The following is a 13,250-nucleotide window of genomic DNA, read 5'->3' on the forward strand; positions in this document are numbered from 1 at the left end:
CAGAATACTATGTTTTATATAAAAAATTTTTTAAACCTTACATCACGGTTTATCTGCAACATGAAGTCCACATTCTGTTTTTTCAAAACTTGACCAACGTCCTGCTCTGGAATCATCAGAATTGAATACTGGCGCTGTACAAGGAATACAACCAATACTTGGATAATGCTGGTCATGAAGTTCATTATAAGGTAAATCATGTTGTTTAATATAATCCCAAACATCATCTTCCGTCCAATAAATTAAAGGACATACTTTAATCGATTTAAAACGTTCATCTTTATTAATGAAATTTGTTTTAGCACGAGTCGGAGATTGATCTCTTCGTAGTCCTGAAATCCAGGCAATCGCACCACCTAGTACCTCTTCTAAAGGTTTAATTTTACGAATATAACAACATTGATTTGGATTATTTTTCCATAATGCAGGATTGTATTTCTCAGCTTGTTCTTCAAGCGTCAATTCTGGTTTCTTCATTTCAATACGTAACTTAGGAAAACGTTCTTTTACTCTATCAATTAAATCGTATGTTTCTTGAAAATGTAAATCTGTATCTAAAAATACAATTTGAGCATCTGGTTTAATTTGATAAATCAAATGAATAAGTACCATGCTCTCCGCCCCAAAACTACATGAGTAAACGATATCTTCACCATACGTAGTATAAGCCCATTTTAAAATTTCATAGGCACCCTTTGTCGCGTCGTCAGTAGAAATGGAGTCAATAAATGGATCGCCATCAAAACTCTCATACGTTATCTTTGATACTGACATAAACCTATGGTCCCTCCTCAGTATTTACAAATTTATTAATCTAATACCTATCAGAATTGTCAGAATAATATGCTAATACTTTAACGAGTTTTGAGGAGAAAGTCAAGAAAGTTTAGGGAATATTTATTTTAAAATAAACATACATTTTTTATTCGAACTACAAATATAAGTTTTATTTTATTCCTACTTAAATAAGTACCTACTTCATAACCGTTTTTTTCATTATTGAAGCAACTTCAACTGTAATTACTACCTTTTCTTTAAAACTAGGATTATAATTAACTACTAAATCCTTGTAATCAATTCATAATCTATACACTCTTATATGAATTTTATATTTTCCAACTATCTTTTTAACTTCCTTTTCAGTCATACTTGAAAAATCATATATCCATTCACACTTATATTTATTCATGATTTCAAACGACTTTAAAGATATTTTCTATAAATTTATTATATTATATAAAAAATAATGAAGTGTTTCTCACTTCATTATTACTAATTAGTTATTCTTTTCATAACGTATTTTTTGACGGTAACCATATGTGCTTTCTTTAATTAATTGATCATTAAGCAAACCTGCGCCTATTGCTCCTGCAACAGTAGATATTGAGGTTGCAAACCAAGGAATACTTAAATAAAGTTGGACACTGGCTGGTCCTTTTAAACCTACTTGTTGTCCTAAAAATCCTGGAGGTAATAACACAAGCTCTGCTATTAAGAATAATAAATATAAAATCATATAATATATAACAATGGCTATCAATAAAGTCATGATGGTTGTTAAATTATATAACATTACAATTCTTTTATGCTTAGCTTTTTTTGTAGATTCCCATAGACCATGGGAGACCATTATCCAAACGAGCATACCTAAAATTGCCATGATGGAAATTCCAAATAATCGCCATACAGAAAAATCAAGACCCATATTCCACATGGTTGAAAAAATCAATCCGAATGCGCCTGTCGTAAAAGCAATCGCTACAATATTACTTAAACTTGCCATCATATTCAGTGGGTTATTCGCAAAGGTCATCCCACTGACAAGTCGTATCATTCCAAGACTGCGTGAATTTGATAAATATCTTAAATGATTGTTTCCTGTTTCTTTTAAATGTACTTCTGTTTTCTCAATACGTGAAAAAGGAAATTGTTTATTGATTTCTTTCTTAACCCTATTATTGTCATCATAACCCACATGCGCTCTTTCAGAATAATGAAGTTCATTAATAATGGTTACGATAGCATGTTTAAAGCGATTCTTTACAGGACGCCATCCAAATGCAGGATACGAAAATATTGCAGCGCCATTTTTTTTATTAATATCTAAAGCAAGTACGTTTTGATGATAGAACATAGGTAAGTCTGTAATTCCTACAACATAATCCCATTCTCTTTTATTATGATAATCTTGAATTTTTTTGAATATTTCTTCCACACTTTCCGCAAAACCAGTAAGAGGATCCACCACGAGATCAACTTTCCAGTCACGTTGATGATTATCTTGTTCTGATAATATATTGGGTATGTCATTAATTAAACTTTGTGCTAATTTCTCTGTCACTCCTGGTGCCACAACGAGACCAATTATTTTTTCTTCACTCATGTTGTCTCCTCCTCTCTATGATCTTGTTTTTTATGTTCATCTTGTTGATTATCATTATTTTGTTTATTGGATGCACTTTCTTTAACTTGTTGATTTGATGCATCATGAGAAGATGATTGAGCTTGCTCTTTTTCTTTCTTCTCTTGTTCTGCTTCTTTATAACGATGATATTGTCGATACGAATAAGTAATCTGACGGATTTTTTCTTCATTCTCTACAGTAGACCCCATTGCCCCAGCAAGTAAACCTAGTGAAGATACAAACCATACTAATTTTACATAATTTATAAATGTAAAATGAGGATGTGCGCTGGTCCATTGATTAAATAAACTTGGTGGAACAAACAATGAAACACTTATCGCTAATAAAAGATATAAAATAATATAATTTAAAAATGTAATAATAAATAATGTGAATATGGTAGTAAAATTATAAATATAGCGATACACACGCTGTGATTTAGCTGTTTTACGTTCAATCAATTGATGTGCATAGAGTAACCAGCCTGTCATACCTAGAATAGCAATAAGCATAAGTATAATAAATCTTATTATGGAGTACTGTATACTCAGCTCCCAAGGCATGGAGAAAATCGATACATAAGTCCCAGTTGCAAAAGCAACTGAAATAATCTTTTTGAAATTAAAAATATTTTTCCATGGTTCATTTGCACGTGTTAACCCTAAAATAAGTTGAATCCAACTGAGAATAAACCATCGATGAATATAACGTTGCTTTGGCGTTTCATCTTCATTTGGTTCTACTGCTTTAGGCTGTATAAGAGGATGAATCTTGGGAGCCACTCTCGAAGTTGAATAATACAATTGTTCAATAATAGAAGTTAAACTATTTCTTAATTTTCGTCGTAGGTCTATCCAACCTAATGAAGGTAAAGATAGCATCGCTACTTGTTTATCATTATTAAAATCACTGATCACTACTTTATTTCCAGAAACACTTGGTAAATCTGTAATACATACAACAAAATCCCAATCATGTTGATCTTTCATTTTTGCTGCTTTATCAATACTTTCATGTACATCTTCAGCTGAGCCAATCATTAAATCAACGTGTAGTTGAAATACCCATTCTTGTTGATCATTCACACGTTGATTCAGCTGTTCTTTTATATCTGGAATAACAGCTTCTACGTGTTTACGAGACACACCCGGTGAAGGTATCAAACCGATTTTGTGCATTGTGTTATCCTCCTTTCTTTATAAATATATAAAGTAAGGTGTACGTCGAAAAAGTCTACTCTTTTCAAACGTACACCTATTTATAAATAATTATTTAGCAAGTACAAGTGGTGAAAAAATAATGTAAGCAAGTACTACTAAACCTAGAACAATACCGCCTGTAACATAACGATATTTCCAAGGTGTAAGATCCACTTTAGCTTTATTAGTATTTAAGTCAAACGTATTAGAAGGTTTTAATTTATTAAAGACAAGTATAATAGCTAAATCAATAAAGAACATAAAACTAAAAGTATATAGATAATTTAATTGTGGCACCATAAAACTAATTGCAGCATATAACACAATGTGTGTAACTAAAGCCACTTTAGCGCCTAGTTTAGATGTGTGCTTAGAATAAAATGCAACTAAGACCAATGCAAGTACTGGCATACTATATACACCATTGAACTGTTGCACAATCGCATATAATCCACTTGGGAAAAGGGCAATAAGTGGAGATATACCTACTACAATAATGCCAATCACAACTGTCGCGATATGACCGACACGTGCAATATGTTGTTCTGAAGCACGCTTACCAAAAATAGGTTTATAAAAGTCTAAAGTAAAGAGTGTTGTTGTACTGTTTAATGATCCAACAAATGAACTTAATATGGCTCCAAAAATAACTGCTCCGAATAAACCATAGCCCCAATCAGGTAAAATCGCCTGAATCAATGCAGGATAAGCATTATCATTAGATGTTATACCCCCATTGAAATAATTATATGCAATAACACCAGGAATCACTGTAAAAATAGGACCAAATACCTTGAATAAACTTAAATATATCGCACCTTTTTGTGCTTCTTTTAAATTCTTACCAGCTAAGGCTTTTTGTACAATCATTTGGTTCGCACACCAAAAGAATAAATTATTAAAGAACATACCAAAGAATAATGTTGGCCATGGAACAACATCTGAATCAATGGCCCCAAAAGCGTTTAGTTTTTCAGGCGTACGTTGGACCATGTGGTCGAATCCTTTTACAAAATTCCCATCACCTAAATGATGTAAACCTAAAATTGTAATAATCAAACCACCTATAATTAATCCGACACCATAGATTGAATCACTAAATGCGCTCAGTGACAAACCACCGATAAATAAATAGATAACACCTACTGCACCAATGACAAATGCAATAATAATTGTTGCTGTTGCATCACTTACTCCTAAGTATTCCCCAATACTAAACATTTTATTAAATACTAATGAACCAGAGTATAAGACAACTGGTAAAAATGATACAACATAAGTGAAAATAAATAATATAGAAACGAAACGTTTAGTAAAGGTACCATAACGCATTTCAAGTAATTCAGAAATGGTATCCACACCGTACCTTAAATATTTTGGTAAGAATATCCATGCAAGTAAGACAACTGCTACAGCAGCTGTGACTTCCCAAGCCATCACTTCCATACCCTTACCATAACTTTGACCATTCTGTCCTACAATTTGTTCTGTAGATAGATTAGTCATAATAATCGTTGAGGCAATCGTAAATCCTGTTAAACTATTGCCTCCCATAAAATAGCCGTCTGCACTATCAGTCTTTATTTTTCTTGAACGCCAAAACGCATAAAGACTGACCCCCATAACAACGGCTAAAAATAAAATAATTGCTAGCCAATTCATAATACGTGTCGCTCTCCTCAATATTTTATTTGTAAAAAATAAAAACGTTAAATCTTCATTCAACGTTAAACTGTTTATTACTTATCCTATAAAGCACCTATTTAGTGTAACTTCTATTTTAACCACGGTATATTTGATTTTCAATCATATAATTGAAAATTATTATAAAAATAAATTATATAAATTTTTATTTTTATATTCAAATAAAAAAGTAATCAATATATTCTTTAATGGAAGCGCTTGACTTCTGATAATAGAAGTCATAAAGTGAAACTATAGTTAAATCATATGCACTAGGGGTGTTTTAAAACTGAGATGAGGTGTAACCTCAAACCCTTTGAACCTGAACTAGCTTATACTAGCGTAGGAAAGTGTCGTATAAAATAAGATGACCTGTTGAGATGTGTCAAACTGTTCTCAATAATGACAGATTTATTTTAATGCAACTTTCCTAATGTGAAGGTTGCATATTTTTTTGCTGTAAATGAAGTAAATGGAGGCACGATATTTATGACGAGAACAGTATTAGTAACGGGAAGTAGCCGTGGTTTAGGTGCGGTCATTGCAAAAACATTAGCTACACAAGGATTTGAAGTGATCATTAATTACAATCAAAGTCGTGAAGCAGCTGAGGCACTTGCAGAGGAGCTTGGTGACAAAGCTATCTCAATTCAAGCAGATGTCACACAGCGTGATGAAGTTGATCGTTTAGTTGATGAGGCAACACATCATTTTGGAAAAATTGACGTTGTGGTCAATAACGCATTAGTTAATTTTAAATTCGATCCTAATGCGCAAAAGGCATTTAAAGACTTAGCATGGGAAGACTACCAACAGCAAATTGATGGTACCCTAAAAGGCGCTTTTAATGTTACTCAAAGTGTCATTCCGCAATTTATAGAGCGTGGTTCTGGTGCCATTGTAAGTATTGGCACAAATTTATATCAACATCCCGTTGTACCATATCATGAATACACAACAGCTAAAGCTGGGTTGATTGGATTTACGCGTAATGTTGCAGCCGAATTAGGGCAATATGGTATTACTGCTAATGTAGTGTCAGGAGGATTGCTTAAAACAACTGATGCTAGTGCTGTCACTACACCAGATGTTTTTGATTTAATTGCACAGACGACTCCATTACGTAAAGTGACTACCCCACAAGATGTTGCTAATATGGTCGCTTATTTAAGTAGCGAAGCAGCAAATGGTATGACTGGTCAAAATATTACTGTCGATGGTGGTTTAACCATGAATTAATATAGGACTGGTCTTCCTTAGCTTAGAATAGAAATAAAATGAACATTGGAGTGAGAAATTAAATTGACTCATCAACATCAACTTCATCTCGGTGTATTAATCTATGGATGTGGTCATCATCAAGCTGCTTGGCAACTTCCCAATTCAAGTATTGAACGTCTCGGTGATATTCATTACTATCAAGAATTAGCCCAGTTATCTGAAAAAGGATTGTTAGACGTAGTTTTTTTCGCAGATAACCAGTCTTTTATCCCTAGCTATACGTCGATGCCAAGTTTTTGGTTTGATCCACTGATTAACTTAACTGCTATATCTCAAGTCACACAACATATTGGATTAGTTCCTACGATTTCAAGTACATTTTCTAATCCATTCACTGCAGCACGTCAGTTACTTAGTTTAGATCATATTAGTGGTGGACGAGTGGGATGGAATTTAGTCACTTCCATGACAGATGCCGAAGCTCAAAATCACAGCATGGACCATCTACCTAATCATGATGAACGCTATAAGAAGGCTGAAGAGTTTGCTCAAGTCATGAATGGATTGTTTGATTCTTGGCATACTGAAGATTTCAAACCCAACCGGCATCACCGTACAATGATCAATCGCAACATCAAACCGCTTCACCACAATGGCAAATATTTTCAAGTTCATGGACCATTGACAACACCAAGTAGCATTCAGGGAAAACCTGTGGCCATGCAAGCAGGTGCATCTAAACAAGGTATTGCATTAGCTACAAAATATGCAGATGCAGTATATTCTGTTTCTTGGAATATGAAGCAAGCAAAACGGTATCGCGAGCGCTTAGATAGTGAAATGGCACAACGTGACCATCAGCGTTATATTAAAGTCTTTCCTGGACTAGTCACTTATGTAGGTCATACACATGAAGAAGCATTGAAAAAGAAAGCAGAACTTGATCAACGACTTCCTATCAAAGCCGCTTTAAAGCAACTCAGTTTTTTCATTCAACAAGACTGTAGTCAGTGGGAATTAGATGCTCCTGTGCCTAAACTACCTTCTTTAGAAGAGTTTAACGGTCCCGTCGGTCGATATGAAACCATCTTAGAAATTATTCAAGATAAGCAACCTACTGTCAGAGAACTGCTAAGTTACCTTAATGCGGGGGGTGGACATCTGACACTCATAGGTACGCCAAAAGAAATTGTAGATGAAATGGAACGCTGGTTTAATGCAGGTGTTGCAGATGGATTTAACTTAATGCCACCTTCTTTACCAGATAGTTTAGACGATGTGGTTACACTCATTGTACCTGAATTACAACGTCGTGGCTTATATCGACATCAGTATAAAGGTTCTACACTAAGAGAACACTTAGATTTAATTTAATATTAAAATCATTTATCTAATATATTTTTATCCAAACCATATAGTAGAAATTAACGTAAAAAGCGATGGTATTAACTTAGGAATACCATCGCTTTTATATATCATATTATTAATATTTGTATGGATCATTATCTTTTTCTTCTTGAAGCTTTCTTGCTTCATCTTGAATAAAATCATTACTTTGTTGATTCGTTTTATGATTTGAATAACGTTGATCACGATAGTCGTCATCATTTGAATCATTTACGCGTGTATCGCGGTATCTTTCATTATTATTGTCCGCTTCTTGATCTTTATTTGAATAATGATCTTTAATATAACGTTGTTGTTGTCTTTCTTCTTCTTCATTCAAAATGAATGCATTATTATTTGCATTTACATCATGATAGTCTCTTCTGTAATAATCATTATAACCGCCATTGCCATACATGTCATGCTTAGGTTTACGAACAAGTAACATAATACCAGCAATTAACCATAAAATTAAACTAATCCAGTTTGTAGCAATCGCTAAAATACCTGCAATAATTAATAAGATACCTGCAAGTTTAGGTTTTTTATTAATTAAAATACCGCCAATAATTGCAAGAATTAATGGGATGAACGCACCCCATGTAAAGAAATTAAATAAACCACCTAATGCATCCATACCATTATTTATTTCTGTTATAGAAACCTGATTGTCTTGTTTTTGAGCTTCATTAATAATTTGTTCTTTAAAATCAGCATTACCAATAAAGGGTTTAATCATTAAAAATATAATTGCAACTAATGCTTGAATCGCAACACCTATCCAAGTAAGAACGTGTTCACCAGTACGTTTAATGTTATTGTTACTATTTCTAATTGTTGCATCATCATATTGTTTCGCCATTATTCCGCCTCCTTTTTTTATCCTTATACCCTACTGTCTAAAATTTTACACTCATTGATATAATGATGATTTATTTTCAGTATTATATCAATGATGAATAAGACGATAATATACACGAGACGTCATTACATACATCAAAGCATAGATTATCATTACAAACACTAAGACACCGATATAAGTTGTTAAAAATAATTTTATATCATTAACATCTAAAATACCAAGCAAAGTATAAATCATTTTAGAAGCACATAGTACATGTATCATAGATATTATAATAGGTAAAGTAAAAATAATAACTACTTGGTCATTAATAACAGATTTAATTCGTTCTTCTTCTAAACCTACTTGACGCATAATTCGATAGTTTTTTCGATCTTCATATCCCTCAGCAATATTCTTATAATACATCATCGTAAATGTGCCAATCATTAAGACTAAAGAAACAATAGTTCCAACAAAAATGAGACCACCATAAATATCAAACATTTCCTTATTTAATTCATCTTTTTTATCAATTTGAATATCATATTGTTTCATTAATTGAGACTCAATATGGTCTATGGATTGTGTATCTTTTGTTTTAAGATTAAAAGCAATGTATGAGTTAATATCTGCTGTTGTTTGATAATAATGAATCAATTGACGTTGTTGATTTACATTATGAGTAACAAGTGTGACTGCACCTGGAACTGGAAATGAAAAATGATCACCTTTTAACTGATTTGTTTTAAATGTTTGATTCATTAATTTGATATGGTCTAACTTTTGAAACATGAAATGATTCGCTAATATTCCCGTTTCATTATGTTTAAGTCGCAGGTGCGTATGATTGATTGTATTGTAATCTTTCTGATTCATTACAATTAAATATACACTATTTAAATCTAATGGACTGTTCTCATTATCTCGCTTTACAAATGCACCCTTCTTATAAGTGACTGCAACACTTCCACTTGTATATTCTCTGAAAGCATCAACATCAGCATGTCTCTTAATCTCATTTTCTAGCTGATGTACTTTGTGTTTACTCGTAGTACTATGATGCACATCTCCACTCAATTCAATACGATATTGTGTTGGCATTAAATGATTCGCACGTTGGTCTACACTACGATATGTGGCGACGCTCATTCCTAGAGTCACAATAAGAAAAGTACATAGCATGGTTAAACTAGCCAAACCGATAGAATTAGAATTCATTCTTGAACGTAAACCAGAAATAGTAAAAAAATATTTAGGTCGATAATAAACACTCGGAATCTTTTGAAGCCAATCTATCACTAAAACACTCAGTGATATAAATAAGCAATACGTTCCTATTGTCACTAAAATAAGGGCAATAAAAATATTACGTAGTGAAACCAAAATGAGTGTATCTTTTAAGGCAATCATATAACTGTCAACAACAGTTATGATCCCAACAATCAATAAGATATAGAGTAAAGGTTTGGACCATTGTTTTTCCGTTGGATGTTGTTGTTGTATTAACTTGATAGGACTTTGAAAAGTGATTTTTATATTGTTGAGAATAAATAAAAATAGCATCATTATTGCTAACATCAACAAGGTGTATCTCATTGCACTTATATCAAATGGATATTTTTTTAAAGAGACCTGCGTATAACCTAATATTCTATTTAACGACATATAAGTTAATGCACCAAATAAATAACCACCTATAATACTCAGACACCCAATGATAATATATTGATATATTCCTTCTATAAACAGCATTAACCTAAAATGCTTTTTTTCCATACCCAAAATCATATTCATGGCCAGCTCTTTTTGACGACGTCGCATAATAAAACGATTAGCATAAAGAATAAAAAGGAGGCCAAATAGACACATAAAAAAATTTCCTATACTAATAAAAACCGGAATTACATCACTATGCTTATGAATCGAAGTATTCATGTTTAAGGATAATAAAATAAATTCAATACCAAATAATGTACTGATGACTAGAATAAATGGAATTATAATATGACGCTGTGTCTTAAAATTCTGAATGACTAACGTCCAAACCAAGCGAAAAGTCATTTTAATCACCACTTTCGTGAAGCATTGCTAAACTATCAGCAATACGTTTTTGAAACTCTGATTGTAGTTCCTCCCCTCGATAAATTTCATGATATAAACGGCCATCTTTAATGAACAAAATACGTTTGGCATAGGAAGCATCCACAGCCGAATGTGTCACCATTAAAATGGTTTGCTCATTTTTATTAATGTCTCTAAATAGTTCCATAATCGTTTTAGAAGTTTTAGAATCAAGTGCACCTGTAGGCTCATCTGCGAGTAACAAATCTGGTTCATTAATCAGTGCTCGACAGATAGCCACGCGTTGTTGTTCTCCTCCTGATATTTCAAAAGGATACTTATTAAGAAGTGGTTCAATATGTAACTGATAACTTAAGCGATAAAGACGATGACGCATCGTTTGATGTGAGCGATTCGCAAGTACAAGCGGCATTAAGATATTATCTTTATTTGTCATCGTCGGTAAAATGTTAAAATTTTGAAAGACAAAACCTAAATGATCTCGACGGAAATATGCGATTTCTTTATTACGCAATTGACGGATATTTTGCTCGTCAATTGTTATCGTACCTTCAGTAGCTTTATCATAAGTTGCAATTAAATTGAGTAAAGTGGATTTCCCAGATCCAGATTCACCCATAATTGCTACAAATTCACCCCTATCCACATTAAATGAAATGCCATTTAATGCGGTCGTAGCATTCAGGCCTCTTCCAAATATTTTTTTTACATTATTCACGTCTAACAACATGATATCCATGCTTCCTTTCTTTTCATTGAACTCTTTAATTTATCACTTACTTCTATCATAAAACAAAAAGAAACCAGTAACATTAATCATTTCTTAAAAATGTTACTAGTTGTCCTTACATTATTGAAAGTTTAATTATTTTCTGGGAAATGTATGTCAAATGTAGTTCCTTCATGGAGCGTTGAAGACACTTCTACTTTATGATGTAAATGTGCCGATATATGTTTAACAATAAATAATCCAATGCCACTTGAGTGTTGATGAAGTCTTCCGTTATAGCCCGAGTAGCCTTTATCAAAGATTTTGGGAAGATCGGCTTTACTAATTCCTACACCGTTATCTCGTATAGATAGCACATGATTTTCGTTGTTAAACGTCATCCAAATATCTTTACCTCGTGCATATTTCAAGGCATTATTAAGAATTTGTTCTATCATGATCGTACACCATTGAACATCAGTCAGTACTTCATCTTCACAACGTGTGTAATGAATGTTTGTTTTTTGGTCGATGAATTGAATCGAGTATTTCATAATAAGCGGTTTAACGAGATCGTTAATGGTCACTTTCGAAAAAGACATATCCGTTTCTTGATTCATTAATTTTAAATAGCTGAGTGCAAGACTCGTGTAGTTATCAATTTGTATAATTTCTTGACGCACGCGATTCACTACATTATCTTCATTTCTTTCTAGAAGAAGTTTTGAAGCGGTAATAGGTGTCTTCATTTGATGCACCCATGTTAAAAAATAGTTCTCAACATTGACTTGGTATGCAGCTTGTTCATTTTTTACACGTTGTAATTCATCTTCTAAGTCAGCAACTTCTTCTTTTAAAGACACTGCTTCTTGAAATCCACTAAGTTGAATCAACCAAAAAATAATCATTATGAAAAGAATAATTGCCATACCTAGAAAGAATGCATTAAAAGGCAAATTAAAAAGAAAGAAAATCACCAAGAAAAGTAATAGAAATAAAGCTACTATCATCATTTGATGACGTATCGATTTTATAAACGCTTTTAACATCATATTTACACCTTATATCCTACATTTTTCTTTGTCTCAATGAAATCAACAATACCGATAGATTGCAGTTTTTTTCGTAAACGTGTCATATTTACTGCTAACGTATTATCATCAATAAAATTCTCCGATTCCCAACATTTTTCAATGATTGCTGTACGACTGACATATTTCCCTGCATTTTGAAATAATTTATTCAAAATTTGTAATTCAGTAAACGAAAGTTGTACAGAGTCATTGTTGTAATATAGTGTGGCTTCATCAACAACGAGCTTACACCCTTTAACAGTCATCTCATTATTTGAAACCGTTAAATCATATGTTCTACGTAGCAATGCTTGAATTTTCGCTATAGTAAGTGACAAATTAAATGGCTTTTCAATAAAGTCATCTCCCCCCATTTGAATTGCCATAATTTGATCCATATTGTCAGTACGCGAACTAATGAAAATAATTGGGACATTAGATACTTTACGTATCTCTTGGCACCAATGATAACCATTAAATGTAGGTAAATTAATATCTAATAACACAAGTTCAGGTTCTGCAGTTTTAAATTCTTCAAGAATATTATCAAACTGCTTAGCAATACTCACTTCATAGTTCCAATGTGAGAGTTCATTCCCTAGACTTTCTGCAATGACGACATCATCTTCGACAATCAATACTTTCATTT

The 13,250-nt window shown here is 32.7% G+C and carries 11 protein-coding genes and 1 riboswitch; of the genes, 2 read left to right on the forward strand and 9 right to left on the reverse strand.

Annotation, left to right across the window (positions count from 1 at the left end; all coding sequences use genetic code 11):
• Positions 1–42: 42 nt before the first annotated feature.
• The 4 genes from HMPREF2953_RS09580 to HMPREF2953_RS09595 all read right to left on the reverse strand — a co-directional run bounded on the left by HMPREF2953_RS09580 (position 43) and on the right by HMPREF2953_RS09595 (position 5,265).
• Entirely contained in the window at positions 43–774 is a 732-nt protein-coding gene (locus tag HMPREF2953_RS09580) for a phosphoadenylyl-sulfate reductase (protein WP_002454782.1), read from the reverse strand.
• Positions 775–1,276: 502 nt separating this feature from the next.
• Positions 1,277–2,383: a 5,10-methylene-tetrahydrofolate dehydrogenase gene (locus tag HMPREF2953_RS09585; protein ID WP_070673065.1), complete on the reverse strand. Its 1,107-nt coding sequence runs from the start codon at positions 2,381–2,383 to the stop codon at positions 1,277–1,279.
• Positions 2,380–3,582: a 5,10-methylene-tetrahydrofolate dehydrogenase gene (locus HMPREF2953_RS09590; protein WP_070673066.1), complete on the reverse strand. Its 1,203-nt coding sequence runs from the start codon at positions 3,580–3,582 to the stop codon at positions 2,380–2,382. Before HMPREF2953_RS09590 ends, HMPREF2953_RS09585 begins: the two co-directional genes overlap by 4 nt.
• A gap of 90 nt (positions 3,583–3,672) precedes the next feature.
• Positions 3,673–5,265 carry a solute:sodium symporter family transporter gene (locus HMPREF2953_RS09595; RefSeq protein ID WP_070673068.1) on the reverse strand — a complete coding sequence of 531 codons (1,593 nt, stop codon included), beginning with the start codon at positions 5,263–5,265 and terminating at the stop codon, positions 3,673–3,675.
• A gap of 285 nt (positions 5,266–5,550) precedes the next feature.
• Positions 5,551–5,652: riboswitch (TPP riboswitch) on the forward strand.
• A 123-nt stretch (positions 5,653–5,775) separates the two neighbouring features.
• Here HMPREF2953_RS09595 and HMPREF2953_RS09600 point away from each other — a divergent pair.
• Both HMPREF2953_RS09600 and HMPREF2953_RS09605 read left to right on the forward strand, forming a co-directional pair.
• On the forward strand, positions 5,776–6,525 hold the full coding sequence (locus tag HMPREF2953_RS09600; protein WP_070673070.1) for a 3-oxoacyl-ACP reductase: 750 nt from the start codon (positions 5,776–5,778) through the stop codon (positions 6,523–6,525).
• Positions 6,526–6,588: 63 nt separating this feature from the next.
• Positions 6,589–7,881, forward strand: a complete 1,293-nt coding sequence (locus HMPREF2953_RS09605; RefSeq protein WP_070673072.1) for an LLM class flavin-dependent oxidoreductase — start codon at positions 6,589–6,591, stop codon at positions 7,879–7,881.
• Between the two features lie 109 nt (positions 7,882–7,990).
• On the opposite strand, the gene HMPREF2953_RS09610 is transcribed toward HMPREF2953_RS09605, so the two are convergent.
• The 5 genes from HMPREF2953_RS09610 to HMPREF2953_RS09630 form a co-directional block, all read right to left on the reverse strand.
• Positions 7,991–8,755, reverse strand: coding sequence for a DUF4064 domain-containing protein (locus HMPREF2953_RS09610; protein WP_070673074.1), 765 nt, complete (start codon positions 8,753–8,755; stop codon positions 7,991–7,993).
• Between the two features lie 87 nt (positions 8,756–8,842).
• The gene (locus HMPREF2953_RS09615; RefSeq protein ID WP_070673077.1) at positions 8,843–10,798 is read right to left on the reverse strand and encodes an FtsX-like permease family protein; all 1,956 of its coding nucleotides are present in this window, start codon (positions 10,796–10,798) and stop codon (positions 8,843–8,845) included.
• Between the two features lies 1 nt (position 10,799).
• A complete protein-coding gene (locus HMPREF2953_RS09620) occupies positions 10,800–11,549 on the reverse strand; it encodes an ABC transporter ATP-binding protein (protein WP_070673079.1) in 750 nt (249 codons plus the stop codon).
• 131 nt (positions 11,550–11,680) lie between these two features.
• On the reverse strand, positions 11,681–12,577 hold the full coding sequence (locus tag HMPREF2953_RS09625; protein WP_049334815.1) for a sensor histidine kinase: 897 nt from the start codon (positions 12,575–12,577) through the stop codon (positions 11,681–11,683).
• A gap of 5 nt (positions 12,578–12,582) precedes the next feature.
• A complete protein-coding gene (locus HMPREF2953_RS09630; RefSeq protein WP_070673082.1) occupies positions 12,583–13,248 on the reverse strand; it encodes a response regulator transcription factor in 666 nt (221 codons plus the stop codon).
• Positions 13,249–13,250: the final 2 nt, after the last annotated feature.

Origin of the sequence: Staphylococcus sp. HMSC072E01, assembly GCF_001814125.1 — a bacterium.
In the GTDB taxonomy this organism is placed as follows: Bacteria; Bacillota; Bacilli; order Staphylococcales; family Staphylococcaceae; genus Staphylococcus; species Staphylococcus hominis.

Coding starts and splice junctions, on each gene's coding strand:
- HMPREF2953_RS09630 (WP_070673082.1), bottom strand. CDS start 13,248: ATGAAAGTATTGATTGTCGAAGATGATGTCGTCATTGCAGAAAGTCTA.
- HMPREF2953_RS09615 (WP_070673077.1), bottom strand. CDS start 10,798: ATGACTTTTCGCTTGGTTTGGACGTTAGTCATTCAGAATTTTAAGACA.
- HMPREF2953_RS09600 (WP_070673070.1), top strand. CDS start 5,776: ATGACGAGAACAGTATTAGTAACGGGAAGTAGCCGTGGTTTAGGTGCG.
- HMPREF2953_RS09585 (WP_070673065.1), bottom strand. CDS start 2,383: ATGAGTGAAGAAAAAATAATTGGTCTCGTTGTGGCACCAGGAGTGACA.
- HMPREF2953_RS09610 (WP_070673074.1), bottom strand. CDS start 8,755: ATGGCGAAACAATATGATGATGCAACAATTAGAAATAGTAACAATAAC.
- HMPREF2953_RS09620 (WP_070673079.1), bottom strand. CDS start 11,549: ATGTTGTTAGACGTGAATAATGTAAAAAAAATATTTGGAAGAGGCCTG.
- HMPREF2953_RS09580 (WP_002454782.1), bottom strand. CDS start 774: ATGTCAGTATCAAAGATAACGTATGAGAGTTTTGATGGCGATCCATTT.
- HMPREF2953_RS09625 (WP_049334815.1), bottom strand. CDS start 12,577: ATGTTAAAAGCGTTTATAAAATCGATACGTCATCAAATGATGATAGTA.
- HMPREF2953_RS09590 (WP_070673066.1), bottom strand. CDS start 3,582: ATGCACAAAATCGGTTTGATACCTTCACCGGGTGTGTCTCGTAAACAC.
- HMPREF2953_RS09595 (WP_070673068.1), bottom strand. CDS start 5,265: ATGAATTGGCTAGCAATTATTTTATTTTTAGCCGTTGTTATGGGGGTC.